Here is an 18130-nt window from a genome sequence, read left to right on the forward strand (position 1 = left end):
GCACGCCATGAGCCAAGCCACCGGGCCGCTGCACCTGAGCAGCTTCGTCACCACCGACCTCGCCGGCGTCACCCGCGGCCGCTCGCTGCCGGCCGCCGCGGTCGCCGAGCAACTGGCCAGCGGCTGCGGCTGGGTGCCGGCGAACAGCGCGCTGACGCCGCAGGACATCATCGCCGACGACAACCCCTGGGGCAGCCACGGCGACCTGCGCCTGCTGCCCGACCCGCAGGCGCGCCTGTACCTGGAGCAGGGCCCGGACCCGCTGGCGCCGCCGCTGGACTACTACCACGGCGACCTGGTGGAGACCGACGGCACGCCCTGGCCGGTGTGCCCGCGCACCCTGCTGCGCGAGGAGATCGCCCGCTACCGCGCGCTGGGCCTGCAGGTCACCGCCGCCTTCGAACACGAATTCACCCTGCTCGGCCTGCCCGAAGGCCCGGGCGGCGCCTTCTCGCTGCAGGCCCAGCGCGCCGCCGGCAACTTCCCCGGCTGGCTGATGGCGGCGCTGGAGCAGGCCGGCGCCGAACCGGAGATGTTCCTCCCCGAATACGGCCGCCTGCAGTACGAGGTGACCTGCCGCCCGACCCAGGGCGTGGCCGCCGCCGACCGCGCGGTGAACGTGCGCGAGCTGACCCGCGAGATCGCCCGCCAGATGGGCCTGGGCACCTGCTTCTCGCCGCTGCGCGCGCCGGGCGAGGTCACCAACGGCGTGCACCTGCACCTGAGCCTGCAGGGCCTCGACGGCACCCCGCTGTTCTACGATGCCGAGCAGCCGGACAACCTCTCGCAGACCGCACGCCACTGGGCCGCCGGCGTGCTGCGCCACCTGCCGGCTCTGTGCGCGTTGAGCGCGCCGACGGCAGTTTCCTACCTGCGCCTGAAGCCGCACCACTGGAGCGCCGCCTATGCCTGCCTGGGCCTGCGCAACCGCGAGGCGGCGCTGCGCATCTGCCCGGTGGTGAGCCTCGGCGGCAAGCCGCTGGCGCGCCAGTTCAACCTGGAGTTCCGCCCGATGGACGCCACCGCCTCGCCGCACCTGGCCATGGCCGCGGTGCTCATCGCCGGCCGCCTGGGTCTGCAGGAGCGCCTGGCATTGAGCGCGGTCACCGACGTCGACCCGGACTCGCTGAGCGCTGCCGAGCGCGAAGCTCTCGGCATCCGCGCGCTGCCCGGCTCGCTGGAAGAAGCCCTGCAACTGCTGATGGACGATCACACGCTCTGCGCGCAGCTGCCGCCGGCGCTGCTGCAGACCTACTTCGCCATGAAGCGCCAGGAACTGGCGCTGACCCGCGACCTCACCGACGACCAGGTGTGCCAACGCTATGCCAGCCTCTACTGAAAGCGGGATCTACCGCGAGCCGCCGTTCCGCCTGCTCAACCCGCAGGGCAAGAGCCCGGTGCTGCTGGTCTGCGAGCACGCCAGCCGCTACATCCCGGCGGAACTGGCGCAGCTCGGCCTGGACGACGCCGCGGCGCAGGAGCACATCGCCTGGGACATCGGCGCCCTGGCCCTGGCCGAAGCACTGGCCGAGCGCCTCGACGCGCCGCTGCTGGCGGCCGGCTACTCGCGCCTGCTGATCGACCTGAACCGCCCGCTGGCGGCGCCGGACAGCATTCCCGAGCACAGCGAGGTCTACCCCATCCCCGGCAACCTGGGGCTGGGCGAGGCGAACCGCCGTGAACGCCAGGCGCGCCTGTTCGAACCCTTCCACCGTGCCCTGGCCGAGCTGATCGACCAGCGCCAGGCGGCCGGGCAACCGACGCGCATCGTCGGCGTGCACAGCTTCACCCCGAGCTACCGCGGCGTGCCGCGGCCGTGGATCGCCGGCGTGCTCTATGGCCGCGCCGAAGGCTATGCGCAGCGGATAGTCGACGGCCTGCGCCAGGGCGGCGGCGAGATCGGCGCCAACCAGCCCTACGACATCGACCCGGCCGAGGACATGACCGTGCCGGTGCACGGCGACGAGCGCGGCATCGACGCCGTGCTCCTGGAAATCCGCAACGACGGGCTGCGCGAAGCCGCCGCCGTCCAGGCCTGGGCCGAGCGCCTGGCGCCCTGGCTGTAAGCCCAAGAACAAGAAACGCCGTCGCGCTCGCGGCGCAGACAACAACGACAAAGCTGCCGAATCGAGAGGACTCCCCCATGGCCATCGAACAGTTTGGCTACCAGCAACAGCTCCGCCGCAGTCTTTCCCTGACCGACCTTGTCGTCTACGGGATGATCTTCATGATCCCCATCGCGCCCTTCGGCGTGTATGGCTGGGTCCACGCCGACTCCCAGGGCATGGTGCCCATGGCCTACCTGGTGGGCATGCTGGCGATGCTCTTCACCGCCCTGAGCTACGGCGCCATGGCCCGCGCCTTCCCCATCGCCGGCTCGGTGTATTCCTACGCCCAGCGCGGCATCCACCCGCACGTCGGCTTCCTCGCCGGCTGGGTGCTGCTGCTGGACTACCTGCTGATCCCGCCGCTGCTCTACGTGTTCAGCGCGCTGGCGCTCAACCACCTGTTCCCGGAAGTGCCGAAGCTGGTGTGGATGCTCGCCTTCCTGGTCTCGGCGACCCTGGTGAACCTGCGCGGCATCACCTTCGCCGCGCGCTTCAACCTGCTGTTCCTGATCGCCGAGATGATCGTCCTGGCGATCTTCCTGGTGGTCGGCTACCACGCCCTGGAAGGCGGTATGGGCAGCGGCCGGCTGACCCTGGCGCCGCTGTACCAGCCGGAGCACTTCGACCTCGGCCTGGTGATGAAGGCGGTGTCCATCGCCGTGCTGTCGTTCCTCGGCTTCGACGCCATCTCCACCCTCGCCGAAGAGGTCAAGGGCGACCCGGCCAAGCAGATCGGCCGCGCCTCGCTGATCGCGCTGTTCGTCATGGGCGGCATCTTCGTCCTGCAGACCTGGCTGGCCACCGACCTGGCCGCGGGCATGACCTTCCAGTCCGCCGACACCGCCTTCTACGAGATAGCCGAGGCCGCCGGCGGCAAGTGGCTGTCGACCCTGACCGCGGTGGCCACCGCGCTGGCCTGGGGCGTGACGGTATCGATCACCTCCCAGGCGGCGGTGTCGCGACTGCTCTACTCGATGGCCCGCGACGGCAAGCTGCCGCGGGTACTGGCCAAGGTCCACCCGCGCTACCAGACGCCCCACGTCAGCCTGTACCTGGTGGCGGTGCTGTCGCTGGGCATCGGCATCGCCTTCCTCGACGCGCCGGACGTGCTCACCTCGCTGGTCAACTTCGGCGCGCTCACCGGCTTCTGCCTGCTGCACCTGGCGGTGATCAACCACTACTTCATCCGCCAGAAGAGCGGCAAGGTGGTGCGCCACCTGCTGTGCCCGCTGGTGGGCCTGGCGATCATCGGCTACGTGCTGGTCAGCATGAGCGCCGACGCCCAGTACCTGGGCCTGGCCTGGATCGCCGTGGGCCTGGTGTACCTGGCGGTGCTGCACAAGCGCGGCAAGGCCGGCGAGCTGGCAACAGGGTTGTGATCGCTGCGAGCATGGCTTCTCGTAGGAGCGAGCTTGCTCGCGAACAAACGCGGTGCCATGCGGTTCGCGAGCAAGCTCGCTCCTACGAAGAGCACCCCGGTGCGGGGCTCTTCGTAGGATGGGTTGAGCTTTGGCGAAACCCATGCGGCCATGGCGATGGGTATCGCTTCGCTCAACCCATCCTACGGTGAGGTGTCTCCCGTCCCTACGGTTCCGGGGAATTACGATCGTCAACCCTCCCCGCGAAACTCCCCCCGGCTCAACCCATGCCGCTGCATCTTCTCGTTGAGGGTGCGGCGTGGCAGGCCGAGCAGTTCCATCACCGCCTTGATGTCGCCCTTGCACTGGCTCAGGGCCTGGCGGATGCATTCGGCCTCGTAGGCTTCCATGCGTTCGAACAGGCCGCTGCCGGCCGGCGCTTCCAGTTGCGCGGCGCGGTCCAGGCCGAGCACGTGGCGCTCGGCGGCGTTGGCCAGTTCGCGCACGTTGCCCGGCCAGTCGTGGGCCAGTAGCCGCGCCAGTTCCGCGGTGCTCAGCGGCGGCGCCTCGCGGCCGAGCTTCTCGCTGGCCAACTGGGCGAAATGCTCGAACAGCAGCGGGATGTCCTCGCGCCTTTCGCGCAGCGGCGGCAGGCGCAGTTCGGCGACGTTCAGGCGGTACACCAGGTCCTCGCGGAAGCGCCCGGCGCGGGCCTCTTCCAGCAGGTCCGGCTTGGTCGCGGCGATCACCCGCAGGTCGACGCGGATGCTCTGGTTCGAGCCCAGGCGCTCCAGTTGCTGCTCCTGCAGCACGCGCAGCAGCTTGACCTGCTGGGCCAGCGGCATGCTCTCGATCTCGTCGAGGAACAGGCTGCCGCCGTTGGCGTGCTCCAGCTTGCCGATGCGCTTGCCCTGGGCGCCGGTGAAGGCGCCGCTCTCGTGGCCGAACAGCTCGCTCTCGAACAGCTGCTCGGGGATGGCCGCGCAGTTCAGCGCGACGAAGGGCTTGTCGGCGCGCGGGCCGAAGTCGTGCAGGCAGCGGGCGACCAGCTCCTTGCCGGCGCCGGTCTCGCCGCGGATCAGCACGTTCACCGGCGTGCCGGCCAGGGCCAGCACCTGGCGGCGCAGGGCTTCCATCGGCTTCGACACGCCGAGCAGGCGCGACTCCACCTGGTCCTTGAGTGTGGCCTGTTCACGCAACTGGCGGTTCTCCAGCACCAGGCGGCGCTTTTCCAGGGCGCGGCGCAGGCTGTCCAGCAGGCGCTCGGGGGTGAAGGGCTTCTCGATGAAGTCGTAGGCGCCGTCGCGCATGGCCTGCACCGCCATGGGCACGTCGCCGTGGCCGGTGACCATGATCACCGGCAGGTCGCGGTCCAGCTGCTGCAGGCGTTCGAGCAGGGCCAGGCCGTCCGTGCCGGGCATGCGCACGTCGCTGATCACCACGCCGGCGAAGCCGCGCTCCAGGTTCTTCAGGCACTCCTCGGCGCTCTTGCACAGGCGCACCGTGAAGCCGGACAGCTGCAGCCACTGCTGCACGGCTTCGCGGATGGCGGCTTCGTCATCGACGAAAATCACGTGTTCGGTCATGTCTCTTCGCTCGCGGCGGGCAGCACCAGGCGGAACAGCGCGCCGCCTTCGGGACGGTTGGCGGCCTCGAGGCGGCCGCCGAGTTCGTGGACGATGCCGTAGGATACCGCCAGTCCCAGGCCGAGTCCCTCGCCCACCGGCTTGGTGGTGAAGAAGGGATCGAAGACGTTGCCCAGGTGCTCGGCGGCGATGCCCGCGCCGTTGTCGGCGACTTCCAGAATCCAGTACGGGTCCTCGCGACGCAGCGCCACCCCGATGTGCGGGCGCTCGGCGCCGGCCACTGCGTCCAGGGCGTTGCGCAGCAGGTTGACCAGCACCTGCTCCAGGCGGATGGCGTCGCCCAGCACCCAGGCCGGCACGCTGAGCACCTGGCTGATCTCCACCTGCTCGGCGCGGATGCGCGGCGTCAGCAATTGCAGGGCCTGGTCCAGCACGTGGCCCAGTTCGATGCGTTCGCGCAGGCCGCCGGGGGTCTTGCGGGCGAAGGTCTTCAGGTGGCCGGTCAGCGCGGCCATGCGTTCCAGCAGGTCGTCCAGGCGCGCCAGCGCGGCGCGCGCCTCGTCGCTGCGCCCGGCGTCCAGCAGCAAGCGCACGCTGGCCAGGTGCATGCGCTGGGCGGTCAGCGGCTGGTTGATCTCATGGGCCAGGGCCGCCGACATCTGCCCCAGGGCCGCCAGCTTGGCGGCCTGCACCAGGCCGTCCTGGGCGGTTTTCAGGGCGGCGGTGCGCTGTTCCACCAGTTGCTCCAGTTCCTCGCGGCTGCGCTGGCGCAGGCGGGCGATGCGCCAGCGCTGTTGCAGCAGCAGGGCCAGGAACACCAGCGTCAGCCAGGCCCCGGCGGCGGCCAGGCGCGCGGTGGCGACGTCGCTCTGCACGCCGCGGGCGTCGCGCAGCAGGTGCAGGGTCCAGTCGTCGTCGGGCAGGCTCAGGGATTGCCAGAGGTAGTCGGTTTCATCGTCCTTGGCGCCGACGCGCACCAGGCGGCTGTCCTCGCCCAGCGGCTGCAGGGTGCGGTGCCGCAGCGGGCTCAGCGGCTGGCGGTCGTACTGGCGGGTCTGCGCCAGTTCCAGGCGGGCGAAAGTGTCCAGCGGCTGCAGCTCGCGGTAGCGCCAGCCGGGGTGGTTGGCGAGGAAGACGATGCCCTTGGTGTCGCTGACCAGCACCAGGTCGGGGGTCTGGCTCCACTGCTGTTCCAGGTCGGGGAACTCCAGCTTGACCACGATGGCGCCGAGGAAGCGCCCGGCCTCGTCGCGCACCGCGTTGGCCAGGAAGTAGCCGGGGATGCCGGTGGTCACGCCCACCGCGTAGAAGCGCCCGGTGCCCTGGGCGATGGTCTGGCGGAAGTAGGGGCGGAAGGCGTAGTTGTGGCCGACGTAGCTGGTCGGCAGGCGCCAGTTGCTGGCGGCCACGGCCAGGCCGTCGCGGTCGAGCAGTTCCAGGGTGGAGGAGCGCGCCGCGGCGTTGATCCGCTCCAGCTTCAGGTTCAGCGCCCGCTGCAGTTCACCCGCGACCGGGCCGGCCAGGGCCTGGCGCAGTTCCGGGTCCAGGGCCAGCACCGCCGGCAGGCTGCGGTAGCGTTCCAGCAGGGTGCGCAGCGAGCTGACGTACAGCCCCAGCTGCTCGTGGGCCGCCTCGGCCTCGGCGAGCAGCGAGCGGTGCCGCGCCTTCTCCCCGGCCCAGTACACCGACAGCAGCAGGCCGGCCAGCACCAGCAGGCTGGCGAGGATCAGGCGCAGGGGACGGCTCGGGCTCATGGCGCTCGGTGCGGGTTGGCGGAGCGCGACCATAGCACGTCCGGGCACTGGTCCGGCGCGGCCGCGGGTCGCTACACTGCGCGACCCTCGAGGAGAACGTCCGATGCAGCTGATCGCCTGGTCCCATTCCTGTTCCGCCGGCTTCACCCTGCGTGGCTGGCGCAGCGAACCCAGCGGCAAGCCGTTGCTGCACTTCCTGCATGGCAATGGTTTCTGCGGGCGGGCCTACGAGCCGATGCTCAAGCACCTGGCGCGGGACTTCGACCTCTGGCTGTGCGACGTCCAGGGCCACGGCGACAGCGACCACGGCGGGCGCTTCCATGGCTGGAACCGCAACGCCGAGATGGCCGTGGAGGCCTTCGAGGCCGGCCGCGCGGTCTACGGCGAGGTGCCGCGCTACGCCTGCGGGCACAGCTTCGGCGGGGTGCTCAGCAGCCTGATCCTGGCGCGCCATCCGCAGCTGTTCGAACGCGCGGCGTTGCTCGACCCGGTGCTGTTCACCCCGGCGATGATCGGCGTGATGGCGCTGTCCGAGGTGCTCGGCCTGCACGAGCGCAGGGCCATGGTGCAGAAGGCCAGGGCGCGGCGCAGCCAGTGGCCGGACCGCGCCGCCGCCTACGCCGGCCTGCACGGCCGCGGCATCTTCAAGGGCTGGACCGACGAGGCGCTATGGGCCTATGTGGAGAACGCCATCAAGGCGGTGGACGACGGCGTCGAGCTGAAATGCCGGCCGAGCCGCGAGGCGGAAATCTTCAGCTCCTTCCCCAAGCGCCTGTGGCCGTCGCTGGCGAAAGTGAGCACGCCGACCCTGGTGCTGTTCGGCGAGCAGACCTACCCCTTCGTGCCCAGGTCGGTGGCCCGCTGGTGCGCGCAGAACACCCACGTCGGCGGGCAGAGCGTCGCCGGCGGGCATTGCTTCATGCAGGAATATCCACAGGACAGCGCCGAGCGGGTGGCGCGCTTCCTGCTCGGGCACGAGTAGCTAGTCGCCGACCTTCTTGTCGGCGTGGTTGCGCCGCCACTCGTCCAGTCGCACCACCTCGGCCTTGTGCCGCGGCGCCTGCGGCTCGGCCGCGGGCGCCGGCAGGGCCTGGGCGATCTCCACCACCGCGCGCACCTCGTGGGGCTCGGGGTGGAAGCGGAAGGGCTCCAGCTCGATCGGGCCGGGGCGCTGGCCGAGCATGGTGATGCTGCCGTCGTAGCGGTCCTGGCCGCTGGCGGTGAACTCGAAGCCGTATTCCCGGGCCAGGCAGAGCATGCCGTTGGCGCCGCGGCGCAGGCGCAGGCGACGCAGGGCGACGTTCTCGTCGAGCAGCTCCACCCCCTGCCGCGCGCAATGCTGGCGCGCCAGCTGCAGGGCGCGCTCGCGGATGCCGTGGGCGCGCCACCACCAGGCGGCGGCCGTGGCCAGCAGGAGGAATACGAAAAGGTTGCCCAAGGTCACTTCAAGGCTCCGCTCGGGAAGAGGCGCTCCAGCTTACCGAGTCTGTAGGAAAGCGGCGAGAGCCGCCGGTTCCCAGGTGGTGATTTGCGCCCCATACTGACACATCCAGTTGCAGGAATTCGTCATGTCGTCGCGCACTCCCCACGTCCTCGCCATCCAGTCCCACGTCGTCTTCGGCCATGCCGGCAACAGCGCCGCCGTGTTCCCGATGCGCCGCGTCGGGGTGAACGTCTGGCCGCTGAACACCGTGCAGTTCTCCAACCATACCCAGTATGGCCACTGGACCGGCCAGGTGCTGCCGCCGGAGCAGATTCCGGCGCTGGTGGAGGGCATCGCCGCCATCGGCGAGCTGGGCAACTGCGACGCCGTGCTCTCCGGCTACCTGGGCAGCGCCGCCCAGGGCCGCGCGATCCTCGAGGCGCTGGCGCGCATCCGCGAGGCCAACCCGCGGGCGATCTACCTGTGCGACCCGGTGATGGGCCATCCGGAGAAGGGCTGCATCGTAGCCCCGGAAGTCGGCGAGTTCCTGCTCCAGGAGGCCGCCGCGGTGGCCGACTACCTGTGCCCCAACCAGCTGGAGCTGGACAGCTTCTGCCAGCGCAGCCCGCAATCCCTGCAGGATTGCGTGGAGATGGCGCGCAGCCTGCTGGCGCGCGGCCCGAAGGCGGTGCTGGTGAAGCACCTGAACTACCCGGGCAAGCCGTCGGACGCCTTCGAGATGCTGCTGGTCAGCGCCGAGGGCAGCTGGCACCTGCGCCGCCCGCTGCTGGCCTTCCCGCGCCAGCCGGTGGGTGTCGGCGACCTGACTTCCGGCCTGTTCCTGGCCCGCCTGCTGCTGGGCGAGGCGCCCTGCACGGCCTTCGAGTTCACCGCCGCGGCGGTGCACGAAGTGCTGCTGGAGACCCAGCACTGCGGCAGCTACGAACTGGAACTGGTGCGCGCCCAGGACCGCATCGCCCACCCGCGGGTGCGTTTCGAGGCGAAGGCGATCTGAGGGCGGCGTCAACTCCTGTCGTCGAGGCGGGGCCGAAAGCGCTCGGCGCCCGCCGCGAACTCAAGCCGACTGCGGCAACCCATCCGGCTGCGGCGCAGGGGTGTCGTGCTGCTGCTCGACGCGCTGGTACATGCCCTGGGCGATCTCGCGTTCGCCCATGATCACCAGGTTGGCGCCGTTCTGTTCCAGGTATTCCACCTCGGCGTCGAAGTGCGCGCGGGCGATGATGTCCAGCTCGGGGTTGGCCGCGCGGGCGCGGCTGGCGATCTGCCCGGCCTCGAAGCCGTTGGGGATGGCGATCAGCAGCCAGCGCGCCGTGGTGATGTTGGCCAGGGCCAGCACTTCCGGGTTGGCGGCGTTGCCGACCACCACGCTCAGGCCGCGCTCGCGCAGTTCGGCGGCCTTCTCGCGCTTGTCCTCGATCACCACCAGCGGCGTGCCGTCCTTCTGCAGGCGCGCGCTGACCAGTTCGCCGACGCGGCCGTGGCCGATGAGGATGGCGTGCTCGTGTTCGCGCACCGGCGGCGGCAGGTCCTCGTCCTGCGCCTGGGCCTCGCTGGGCTGGGCGCCTTCCTTGCGCGCCTGCAGGCGCTCGATGGCGATGAACAGCAGCGGGTTGACCAGGATCGACAGGATGGCGCCGGCCAGCACCAGGTCGCGGCCCTGCTCGGGCAGCAGTTCGAGGGTCACGCCCAGGCCGACCAGGATGAAGGAGAACTCGCCGATCTGCGCCAGGCTGGCGGCGATGGTCAGCGCGGTGCTGTTGGGGTGGCCGAACAGGCGCACGATGACGTAGGCGGCCACCGACTTGCCGAAGACGATGACCAGGAAGGTGGCCAGCACCGGCAGCGGCTCGTGGATCAGGATCGCCGGGTTGAACAGCATGCCCACCGAGACGAAGAACAGCACGGCGAAGGCGTCGCGCAGGGGCAGCGAGTTTTCCGCCGCCTCGTGGCTGAGTTCGGATTCGTTGAGGATCATCCCGGCGAAGAAGGCGCCGAGGGCGAAGGACACGCCGAACACCACCGCCGAGCCGGTGGCGATACCCAGGGCGATGGCCAGCACGGCGAGGGTGAACAGCTCGCGCGAGCCGGTCGCGGCGATCTTCTCCAGGGCCCAGGGCACCACGCGGCGGCCGCCGAGGATCATCACCGCGACGAAGGCCACCACCTTGCCCAGGGTCAGCAGGATCGGCAGCAGGATGCCGCCGCTGGCGCCGTCCTCGGCCTTGCCGCCGAGGGTGCCGGCCAGAGCCGGCAGCAGCACCAGGGTGAGGACCATGGCCAGGTCTTCGACTATCAGCCAGCCGATGGCGATGCGCCCGCGCTTGGTGTCGATCAGCTGGCGTTGCTCCAGGGCGCGCAGCAGCACCACGGTGCTGGCCACCGACAGCGCCAGGCCGAACACCAGGCCGCCGCCCAGCGGCCAGCCCATCATCCAGGCCAGGCCCATGCCGAGCAGGGTGGCCACGCCGATCTGCACCACCGCGCCGGGGATGGCGATGGCCTTCACCGAGAGCAGGTCTTTCAACGAGAAGTGCAGGCCGACGCCGAACATCAGCAGGATCACCCCCAGTTCGGCGATTTCCGTCGACAGCGCCTGGTCGGCGACGTAGCCGGGGGTGAAGGGCCCGGCCAGCACGCCGGCCAGCAGGTAGCCGACCAGCGGCGAGATGCGCAGGCGGTTGGCCAGGGCGCCGAGGATGAAGGCCAGCACGAAGCCGACGGCGAGGGTGGTCAGTAGCGGTGTGTGGTGCATGGTCTGGGCTCCGGGCACGCAGGGAACCGCCGCCCCGGGAGGGTGGTGGTTCGAAGGTGGATCACGGGGGCAAACCCGCGGATTGGGCAAGTCTAGGCGCTGGCGAGGCTTTCGGCCTTGCCAACGCACAAGGTTAACTCGTTGACGCGCTGGACTTTTTCAGCGGCACTTGAGAAATCTTGTCAAGAAATGTCGGCATCCTTGTCCCATTCTTCACGAATTGCCTGGTAACGCTGCTCAAGTTCCTGGCGCAGCTGGCGACGCTGCTGCGCCTGGGCGAAACGCCGGCGCTCCTCCCGGGTGACCGGCTGCAGCGGCGGCACGGCGGTGGGTTTGCGCTCGTCGTCCAGCGCCACCATGGTGAAGAAGCAGCTGTTGGTGTGGCGCACGGATTTCTCGCGGATGTTCTCGGTGACCACCTTCACGCCGATCTCCATGGAGGTGCGGCCGGTGTAGTTGACCGAGGCGAGGAAGGTCACCAGTTCGCCGACGTGGATCGGCTCGCGGAAGATCACCTGGTCGACCGAGAGGGTCACCACGTAGTGGCCGGCGTAGCGGCTGGCGCAGGCGTAGGCGACCTCGTCGAGGTACTTGAGCAGGGTGCCGCCGTGGACGTTGCCGGAGAAGTTGGCCATGTCCGGGGTCATCAGGACGGTCATGCTGAGTTGGTGGTTGCCGGGTTCCATATCGCTCTCGCAAGGCGGGTGGGGGGTGCCAAGACTGGACGCACTGCGCCCAGCCCCGCGACACACTCTTTTCTATACCCCCCATTGGCCCCGGCGAACAGGGGCGCGCGCCAATCGCCGGGAGATTGGCGCGCGGCGCGGCTCAGCGGCCGGCGGAGAGGCCGAAGTCGATGGCCAGGTCGGCGCCGGTGATGGCTTCGGATTGCGGGCCGCAGAGGTACCAGACCAGGTCGGCGACCTCTTCCGGGCGGATGAAGCGCGCTTCCTTGCCCTGTGGATAATCCCGCAGCAGGCCGAGCTTGTAGGCGGCGGGGTTGCCCTGGCCGTAGCGCTCGGCCTGGTAGTCGAGCATCGGCGTGGCGATGTCGGCGGGGGATATGGCGTTGACGCGCACGCCGTCCGCGGCCAGCTCCAGGGCCAGGGTGCGGGTGAGCATGGTCAGCGCCGCCTTGCTCGCGCAGTAGGCCGCCGAGCCGCGGTAGGCCTGGCGCCCGGAGTCGCTGGAGATGTTCACGATGCAGCCGCGGTTGTCCTTGAGGTAGGGCGTGGCGGCCTGGCACATGTAGAACGCGGCCTTGAGGTTGACCCCCAGGACCAGGTCGAAGTCGTCCTCGTTGAAGCTCTCCACCGGCCCCTCGCGCCAGACCCCGGCGGCGTTGACCAGCGCGTCCAGGCGGCCGGTGCGGGCGAGGATGTCCGCCACCAGGCTCTGGCAGTTGTCCGCCCGGCGCAGGTCGGCCACGGCGCTGGCATCCAGCGGCACCTGGGCGTTGAGCGCGTGCAGCCCGCTCTTGTCGACGTCGGTGGCGGCGATGCGCCAGTGGCTCTGGGCGAAGCGCTTGGCGATGGCCTTGCCGAGGCCGCCGGCGGCCCCGGTGATCAGAACAACGGGTGTGCTCATTGACTGAGTGATCTCCCTGCCTGATAGGGAAACGGCGCGCCGTCAGGCAGTGGCGGCACGCCGCAAGGAAGAGGGCCGCACGGGCGGCCCTCTGTCTCTACTGACCAAGAAAAGACCAGAATCTTCGCTTTGCCAGGGTAATTTTTTCGTAAATCCCGCTGGAGCTTTCGTAGGCGACTGATGGTCGCCGTGGCTCAGGCGTGGTGCAGGTACCAGCGCCAGTCCTGTTCGCCGACCTCGCCCATGAATTGCCGGTATTCCTCCCACTTGATGGCCAGGAATACCTTGAGGAACTCCTCGCCCAGCGCCTCGCGGGCCCAGCTGGAGGCCTCCAGGGCGCGCAGCGCGGTGAGCCAGTCGGTGGGCAGGAACTCGCGGGCCTGCTCGTAGCCGTTGCCCTCGATGGCCGCGCCCGGGTCGAGCTGTTCGCGGATGCCCTTGTGGATGCCGGCGAGAATCGCCGCGGCGGCCAGGTAGGGGTTGGCGTCGGCGCCGCAGATGCGGTGCTCGATGTGCCGGCTCTTGGCCGGGCCGCCAGGCACGCGGAAGGACACGGTGCGGTTATTCACCCCCCAGCTCTTGGCCAGCGGCGCGTAGCTGTTGGCCTGGAAGCGGCGGAAGGAGTTGGCGTTGGGGCAGAAGATGGCCAGGGAGTCGAGCAGGGTGGCCATCATGCCGCCGATGGAGTGCCGCAGCAGCGGCGTGCCTTGTGGGCCTTCAAGGTCGGAAAGCTCGCTGGCGTAGAGGTTGTTGCCCTGTTCGTCGGCCAGGCTGACGTGCAGGTGCATGCCGCTGCCGGCACGGTCGCCGAACGGCTTGGCCATGAAGCAGGCCTGCAGCCCGTGCTTGTTGGCCACGCCCTTGACCAGGCGCTTGTAGCGCACGCCTTCGTCGATGGCCTGGAGCACGTCGAAGCGGTGCTCCAGGGTCAGTTCCAGCTGGCCGGGGGCGTATTCGGAGATGGCCGTGCGCACCGGCAGGCCCTGGGCCTCGCAGGCGGCGTAGAGGTCGTCGAGGAAGGGCTGTACCTGTTCCAGCTCGTACACGCCGTAGACCTGCGGCGCCTGCGGGCGCACGCCGTTCATCTGCAGCGCCGGCTGCGGGCGGCCCTGGGCGTCGCGCTGCTTGTCCAGCAGGTAGAACTCCAGTTCCACCGCCATCACCGGGTGCAGGCCCTCGGCCTTGAGCCGCTCGACCACACGCACCAGCGCCTGGCGCGGGTCCGCCGGGGTGGCCGGCAGGCCCTGGGTCGGGTGCATGCTGACCTGCAGCTGGCCGGTGGGCGAGCTGCGCCAGGGCTGCAGGGTCAGGCTGCCGGGCAGCGGGTAGGTCCAGCAGTCGGCGTCGGCGACTTCCCAGACCAGCCCGGTGCCTTCGACGTCCTCGCCCTGCACGGTGAGCGCGAGGATCGAGCTGGGCAGCGGCCGGCCGTTGTCGTAGATGGCCAGCAGCTCATCGCGGTGCAGCAGCTTGCCGCGCGGGATGCCGTTGGCGTCGATGATGAACAGCTCGATGCTGCGCACCTCGGGGTGCGCGGCGAGGAAGGCTTCGGCTTCCTTTCGATCGGCGAATTGCATGATGGTCCTCGGTTGGCGCTTGGCGCCGGGGATTTTTGCTTTTCGTAGGAGCGAGGGGGACGCCTAGTTCTTGCTCGCGAACCCGCCCCGCTGCGGATTTGCAAAGAGCGTTCGCGAGCAAGCTCGCTCCTACAGGTTCGGGTGCAGCTGTGGTGATGGGTATCGCAAGCTCAACCCATCCTACGAAGAGCAGTGCTTCCTGGAACCGTAGGAGCGGATTCATCCGCGATCCGCCGGCAGGCGGCGGAAGGCATCGCGGACGGAGTCCGCTCCTGCGACGGTATTTCGGGTGGGCCCAGGGGCGCGTTGCATCAAGCTTCCCGCGCGCCAGGAATCGCCAGCAGCTCGGTGATGCCCGCGTCGAGGGTGTCGATCAGGCGGTCGACGTCGGCTTCGCTGGTGTCCGGGCAGCACAGGGTCATGTTGTGGAACGGCGTGATCAGGATGCCGCGGTTGATCAGGTACAGGTGCAGGGCCATCTGCAGTTCGTCGTGGAAGGCCGCTTCGGCCTCGGCGCCGGTGCGTGGCGAGACCGGGCAGAACTGGAATTCGCTGCGCGCGCCCAGCTCGGTCACCGACCACTTCAGGCCGTGCTTGGCGATCAGCCGGCGGAAGCCGTCGGCCAGGCGCCTGGCCAGCGGCAGCATGTACTCGTAGGCGGCCTGGGTCATCACCTGTTCCAGGTTGGCGCGCATGCAGTGCATGGCCAGGGCGTTGGCCGAGAGGGTGGTGCCCATGCCGCTGTGGCCGTGGCCATGGCTGTCTTCCTGGGCCTTCTGCCGCGAGGCGAGCATCTTCTCGGCCATTTCCGCGCTGCAGCCGAAGATGCCGCAGGGCACGCCGCCGGCGATCGGCTTGCCGACCACGAAGAAGTCCGGGTCGAGGTTCCACAGTTTCGTGCAGCCGCCGATGCCGGTGGAGATGGTGTGGGTTTCGTCGATGATCAGCAGCGCGCCGTACTTGCGCGTCAGCTCACGGCACTTCTGCAGGAAGCCCGGATCGGGCAGGACCATGCCGATGTTGGTCATCGCCGGCTCGCACAGCAGGGCGCAGACGTCGCCCCTGGCCAGCGCGGCTTCCAGCGCTGCCGCGTCGTTGAAGGGGATGGAGCGGCTGTACTGGGTCAGGTCGTAGGCCTGGCCGACCAGGCCGGAGCGCGGCACGGTCTCGCCGTCGCGGTAGCGCACCATGACGTCGTCGACGGTGCCGTGGTAGCAGCCGTCGAACACCAGCAGGGTGTTGCGCCCGGTGATGGCGCGGGCCCAGCGCAGCACGTAGCGGTTGGAGTCGGTGGCGGTGGCGGTGACCTGCCAGAACGGCAGGCCGAAGCGCGCGGCCAGCAGTTCGCCGCAGACCACGGCGTCTTCGCCCGGGAGCATGGTGGTCAGGCCGTTGTTGGCCTGTTCGGCGATGGCGCGGGCCACCGGGTCCGGCGAGTGGCCGAACATGGTGCCGGTGTCGCCCAGGCAGAAGTCGACGTACTCGTGGCCGTCCACGTCGTAGAAGCGGGCGCCCTTGGCGCGCTCGACGAACAGCGGGCAGGGGGTGGACCAGTCGGCCATCCAGTGCATGGGCACGCCGGCGTACAGCGAGTTGCGCGCGCGCTCGGCCAGGGCCACGGATTTCGGGTTCTGTTCCAGGAAGCGTTGGCGTTCGCGGGCGGTGAACACATCCACGGCCTGTTGGGCGATTCCGCTGGCGGTCATCTTGCACACCTCGTTTGTTTTTTTGCACATCTTCCGTTTGTGATCACAAAAAAGTCAATACATGCTGCGAGACGCCTGTTAATCTTTCTTCTCAACAGAATTTGTGATCACAAACCAGAATGGCTCATGGGAGCGCACTGGCAAGGCCGGGTGGCGCTCGCCGCGAATGCCTGATCGGAACAAGGGAAAAGAAGATGACGCACAACTGCAGCCTGACCTTCGCCCAACTGCCGGCGCCGCCGGCCTGCGCGGAGTGACGCCATGGCCGAGAACCTCCAGCAACAGCTGTACCAGAACCTGCGCCAGGCCCTGCTCAGCGGGCGCTTCCAGCCAGGCGAGCGGTTGAAGATCCGCGATCTGGCCGACGAATGGGGCACCAGCCCGATGCCGGTGCGCGCCGCGTTGCAGCGGCTGGTCGCCGAGGGTGCCCTGGAGGGCGAGCCGCAGCGCTCGCTGCGGGTGCCGCTGATGACCCGCGAGCGCTTCCTGCAGATCCTGCAGATTCGCCAGTCACTGGAGGGGCTTGCGGTGGAGGACGGGGTGCCGCGCCTGCAAGGGGCGGACATCGAGGTCCTGCAGGCCTGTACCGAAGCCATGGAGGAGGCCGTGCGGCGGCGCGACGTGCAGGCCTACCTGGAGCACAACAGCCGCTTCCACCTGACGCTCTACCGCGCCTGCGGCAACCCTACGCTATTGCGCATGATCGAGGCGCTGTGGCTGCAGGTCGGGCCTTTCTTCAACCGGCTGTTCACCGGCGCCGACCTGTCGCTGCGCCTGAACGACTTCCACGGCCAGGCCCTGGACGCCATCCGGCGGGGCGATGCCCGCGGCGCGCGGGCGGCCGTCGAGCAGGACCTGGCCTACTTCGGCCAATACCTGCTGAATCTGCTGGCGCTGGAGTCGGGGGCGAGCGTGACGCGCTGAGGGCGCGTCACTCGGTCTTGATGTAGCGGACGTTTTCCTTGCGGATGAGGATCGTCTGCCCGTCGAGTTGCTCGAACTCGTAGTAGTCGTGGTACTTGTCGAAATCGGCATGGTCCTTTACCAGGACCTCGCTGCCGTCGTTCAGCATCACTACGGCCTTGTCGGCACAGCCGGCCAGGCCGAACAGCAGCGCGCTGAGGAGTAGGAATTTCAGCTTCATAGAGTCTCCAAGGGACATCGTGGACCGGCCTTGGCAGAAGGTTTGGGTACACGCTCGGTAGCCACTGTGACAACCGCTCCGCTTGGAAATTCAGTGCTCCGGGCTCAGGTGTCCAACCATACGTCGCGTGCCCAGGTCCACACCGAGTCCCAGGTTTCCTCGGTCAGTTCGCCGTCCGCCCAGAGCACCACCTCGCCGTCCTGGGCCACCGCATAGTAGTCGTCACCATCGGCGCAGAGCGGTATCAGCTCGCGCGGCAGGCCCATCGCCCAGGCCACCGCGGCCACCTCCGGCAGGTAGGTATGGGAGTGTGGGTCGGTCACCGTGACCGGCTCCAGGCGGCCGTAGATGACGTCGCTGACCTTGAGGAGGAACTCGCGGAATTCCGACGGAAGGCCGATCAGCAGCTCTTCCTCGATCTCCACCAGCAGTTCCTCGTCCGGCAGCTCCAGGGGGACAGGGACGGGCTCGTTGAGTTCACGCAATTGGTCGATGACGTCTTCCACGGCAGGGGCCTCTCGATTGACTGGGGCGCTTTATACAGTAGTAGCCGGGCCTGGGCGCAAGTTCACGTTGGGGGTGTTTGGCGGACGAGTGGAAGGGATTGGGGTGGGGGCTGTCCTGAGCGGCTTGTCAGTCAGGCGCCATCCTCCCCCCCCCGTCATTCCCGCGAACGCGGGAACCCAGAGACTTCTTGTTTGGGTGTGTTTGCGCCGCTTCGGCGTGCTCGGATGTTTTTTGTTTCGCCCCCTCGGGCGAGTCCCTTTTTGTCAAACGCCACAAAAGGAACCAAAAAGGCTTGCCCCAACATACGGGCCCGATAAAGCCGGGCTACCCTCACGAACTCCCCCGCCACGGAGGCCCGCCCCGAGGGTACGTCCCTGTAGCCCGCGGGGCTCTCGCGACATCCATGTCGCATGACCTCCTGAGCGGGGGTTTCGCTCGGCCTTCTGAAGGGGCGTTCCGGTGCGCGCGGATGTTTCTCTGGAAATCCCAAGAGCAAAAGCCAGAGCAGAGCTGCTTTTGCTTTTCGTAGGAGCGAGCTTGCTCGCGAACCCTGGGTTCCCGCGTTCGCGGGAATGACGGGGTGGGGTTAGGCGTCCCAGGATGACTC

Annotated in this window: 16 protein-coding genes; 6 read left to right on the top strand and 10 right to left on the bottom strand. The window is 69.0% G+C overall.

All coding sequences use genetic code 11. The annotated features are described in order from the left end of the window. Nucleotides 1–7: 7 nt before the first annotated feature. The 3 genes from BM060_RS13720 to BM060_RS13730 all read left to right on the top strand — a co-directional run bounded on the left by BM060_RS13720 (nucleotide 8) and on the right by BM060_RS13730 (nucleotide 3487). A complete protein-coding gene (locus BM060_RS13720; RefSeq protein ID WP_074980586.1) occupies nucleotides 8–1339 on the top strand; it encodes a glutamine synthetase family protein in 1332 nt (443 codons plus the stop codon). Beyond that, nucleotides 1323–2066 (top strand): N-formylglutamate amidohydrolase, encoded by a 744-nt coding sequence (locus BM060_RS13725; RefSeq protein ID WP_074980587.1) that lies wholly within the window; start codon nucleotides 1323–1325, stop codon nucleotides 2064–2066. The genes BM060_RS13720 and BM060_RS13725 overlap by 17 nt, the downstream gene beginning before the upstream one ends. Before the next feature lie 77 nt (nucleotides 2067–2143). Continuing rightward, nucleotides 2144–3487: an APC family permease gene (locus BM060_RS13730; protein WP_074980588.1), complete on the top strand. Its 1344-nt coding sequence runs from the start codon at nucleotides 2144–2146 to the stop codon at nucleotides 3485–3487. A 230-nt stretch (nucleotides 3488–3717) separates the two neighbouring features. Here BM060_RS13730 and mifR read toward each other — a convergent pair whose 3' ends face one another. Then, nucleotides 3718–5052, bottom strand: coding sequence for a sigma-54-dependent transcriptional regulator (gene mifR, locus BM060_RS13735; RefSeq protein WP_043269838.1), 1335 nt, complete (start codon nucleotides 5050–5052; stop codon nucleotides 3718–3720). Continuing rightward, nucleotides 5049–6806 carry a sensor histidine kinase gene (locus BM060_RS13740; protein ID WP_074980589.1) on the bottom strand — a complete coding sequence of 586 codons (1758 nt, stop codon included), beginning with the start codon at nucleotides 6804–6806 and terminating at the stop codon, nucleotides 5049–5051. The genes mifR and BM060_RS13740 overlap by 4 nt, the downstream gene beginning before the upstream one ends. Nucleotides 6807–6909: 103 nt before the next feature. On the opposite strand from BM060_RS13740, the gene BM060_RS13745 reads away from it, so the two are divergent. Then, entirely contained in the window at nucleotides 6910–7788 is an 879-nt protein-coding gene (locus BM060_RS13745) for an alpha/beta fold hydrolase (protein ID WP_074980590.1), read from the top strand. Here BM060_RS13745 and BM060_RS13750 read toward each other — a convergent pair whose 3' ends face one another. After that, complete coding sequence (locus BM060_RS13750; RefSeq protein ID WP_074980591.1) at nucleotides 7789–8250, bottom strand: DUF3301 domain-containing protein; 462 nt, start codon at nucleotides 8248–8250, stop codon at nucleotides 7789–7791. 124 nt (nucleotides 8251–8374) lie between these two features. Here BM060_RS13750 and pdxY point away from each other — a divergent pair, with 124 nt between their 5' ends. Then, entirely contained in the window at nucleotides 8375–9244 is an 870-nt protein-coding gene (gene pdxY / locus BM060_RS13755) for a pyridoxal kinase PdxY (protein ID WP_074980592.1), read from the top strand. A 60-nt stretch (nucleotides 9245–9304) separates the two neighbouring features. Here the strand turns inward: pdxY and ybaL are convergent, their stop codons facing one another. From ybaL to BM060_RS13780, 5 genes are all read right to left on the bottom strand, one after another. Continuing rightward, complete coding sequence (gene ybaL / locus BM060_RS13760) at nucleotides 9305–11002, bottom strand: YbaL family putative K(+) efflux transporter (protein WP_074980593.1); 1698 nt, start codon at nucleotides 11000–11002, stop codon at nucleotides 9305–9307. Between the two features lie 182 nt (nucleotides 11003–11184). Next, nucleotides 11185–11688 (bottom strand): acyl-CoA thioesterase, encoded by a 504-nt coding sequence (locus BM060_RS13765; protein WP_009614849.1) that lies wholly within the window; start codon nucleotides 11686–11688, stop codon nucleotides 11185–11187. A 142-nt stretch (nucleotides 11689–11830) separates the two neighbouring features. Then, nucleotides 11831–12589, bottom strand: a complete 759-nt coding sequence (locus BM060_RS13770; RefSeq protein ID WP_074980594.1) for an SDR family NAD(P)-dependent oxidoreductase — start codon at nucleotides 12587–12589, stop codon at nucleotides 11831–11833. A gap of 194 nt (nucleotides 12590–12783) precedes the next feature. Further along, entirely contained in the window at nucleotides 12784–14166 is a 1383-nt protein-coding gene (locus BM060_RS13775) for a glutamine synthetase family protein (RefSeq protein WP_069862669.1), read from the bottom strand. A gap of 311 nt (nucleotides 14167–14477) precedes the next feature. Then, on the bottom strand, nucleotides 14478–15872 hold the full coding sequence (locus BM060_RS13780; protein WP_074980595.1) for an aspartate aminotransferase family protein: 1395 nt from the start codon (nucleotides 15870–15872) through the stop codon (nucleotides 14478–14480). Nucleotides 15873–16133: 261 nt separating this feature from the next. On the opposite strand from BM060_RS13780, the gene BM060_RS13785 reads away from it, so the two are divergent. Continuing rightward, nucleotides 16134–16796 carry a GntR family transcriptional regulator gene (locus BM060_RS13785; protein ID WP_074980596.1) on the top strand — a complete coding sequence of 221 codons (663 nt, stop codon included), beginning with the start codon at nucleotides 16134–16136 and terminating at the stop codon, nucleotides 16794–16796. A gap of 7 nt (nucleotides 16797–16803) precedes the next feature. Here the strand turns inward: BM060_RS13785 and BM060_RS13790 are convergent, their stop codons facing one another. Both BM060_RS13790 and BM060_RS13795 read right to left on the bottom strand, forming a co-directional pair. Further along, nucleotides 16804–17016, bottom strand: a complete 213-nt coding sequence (locus BM060_RS13790; RefSeq protein WP_009614860.1) for a YgdI/YgdR family lipoprotein — start codon at nucleotides 17014–17016, stop codon at nucleotides 16804–16806. Between the two features lie 104 nt (nucleotides 17017–17120). Then, on the bottom strand, nucleotides 17121–17522 hold the full coding sequence (locus tag BM060_RS13795) for an SMI1/KNR4 family protein (RefSeq protein ID WP_074980597.1): 402 nt from the start codon (nucleotides 17520–17522) through the stop codon (nucleotides 17121–17123). Between the last annotated feature and the right edge of the window lie 608 nt (nucleotides 17523–18130).

Source organism: Pseudomonas citronellolis (assembly GCF_900112375.1).
GTDB classification, from domain to species: Bacteria; Pseudomonadota; Gammaproteobacteria; order Pseudomonadales; family Pseudomonadaceae; genus Pseudomonas; species Pseudomonas citronellolis.

Bases quoted from the DNA above. Each gene is read 5' to 3' on its own strand.
- BM060_RS13745 (WP_074980590.1), top strand. From the start codon at position 6,910: ATGCAGCTGATCGCCTGGTCCCATTCCTGTTCCGCCGGCTTCACCCTG.
- mifR (WP_043269838.1), bottom strand. From the start codon at position 5,052: ATGACCGAACACGTGATTTTCGTCGATGACGAAGCCGCCATCCGCGAA.
- BM060_RS13770 (WP_074980594.1), bottom strand. From the start codon at position 12,589: ATGAGCACACCCGTTGTTCTGATCACCGGGGCCGCCGGCGGCCTCGGC.
- pdxY (WP_074980592.1), top strand. From the start codon at position 8,375: ATGTCGTCGCGCACTCCCCACGTCCTCGCCATCCAGTCCCACGTCGTC.
- BM060_RS13790 (WP_009614860.1), bottom strand. From the start codon at position 17,016: ATGAAGCTGAAATTCCTACTCCTCAGCGCGCTGCTGTTCGGCCTGGCC.
- BM060_RS13765 (WP_009614849.1), bottom strand. From the start codon at position 11,688: ATGGAACCCGGCAACCACCAACTCAGCATGACCGTCCTGATGACCCCG.
- BM060_RS13780 (WP_074980595.1), bottom strand. From the start codon at position 15,872: ATGACCGCCAGCGGAATCGCCCAACAGGCCGTGGATGTGTTCACCGCC.
- BM060_RS13785 (WP_074980596.1), top strand. From the start codon at position 16,134: ATGGCCGAGAACCTCCAGCAACAGCTGTACCAGAACCTGCGCCAGGCC.
- BM060_RS13740 (WP_074980589.1), bottom strand. From the start codon at position 6,806: ATGAGCCCGAGCCGTCCCCTGCGCCTGATCCTCGCCAGCCTGCTGGTG.
- BM060_RS13725 (WP_074980587.1), top strand. From the start codon at position 1,323: ATGCCAGCCTCTACTGAAAGCGGGATCTACCGCGAGCCGCCGTTCCGC.
- BM060_RS13730 (WP_074980588.1), top strand. From the start codon at position 2,144: ATGGCCATCGAACAGTTTGGCTACCAGCAACAGCTCCGCCGCAGTCTT.
- ybaL (WP_074980593.1), bottom strand. From the start codon at position 11,002: ATGCACCACACACCGCTACTGACCACCCTCGCCGTCGGCTTCGTGCTG.
- BM060_RS13720 (WP_074980586.1), top strand. From the start codon at position 8: ATGAGCCAAGCCACCGGGCCGCTGCACCTGAGCAGCTTCGTCACCACC.
- BM060_RS13775 (WP_069862669.1), bottom strand. From the start codon at position 14,166: ATGCAATTCGCCGATCGAAAGGAAGCCGAAGCCTTCCTCGCCGCGCAC.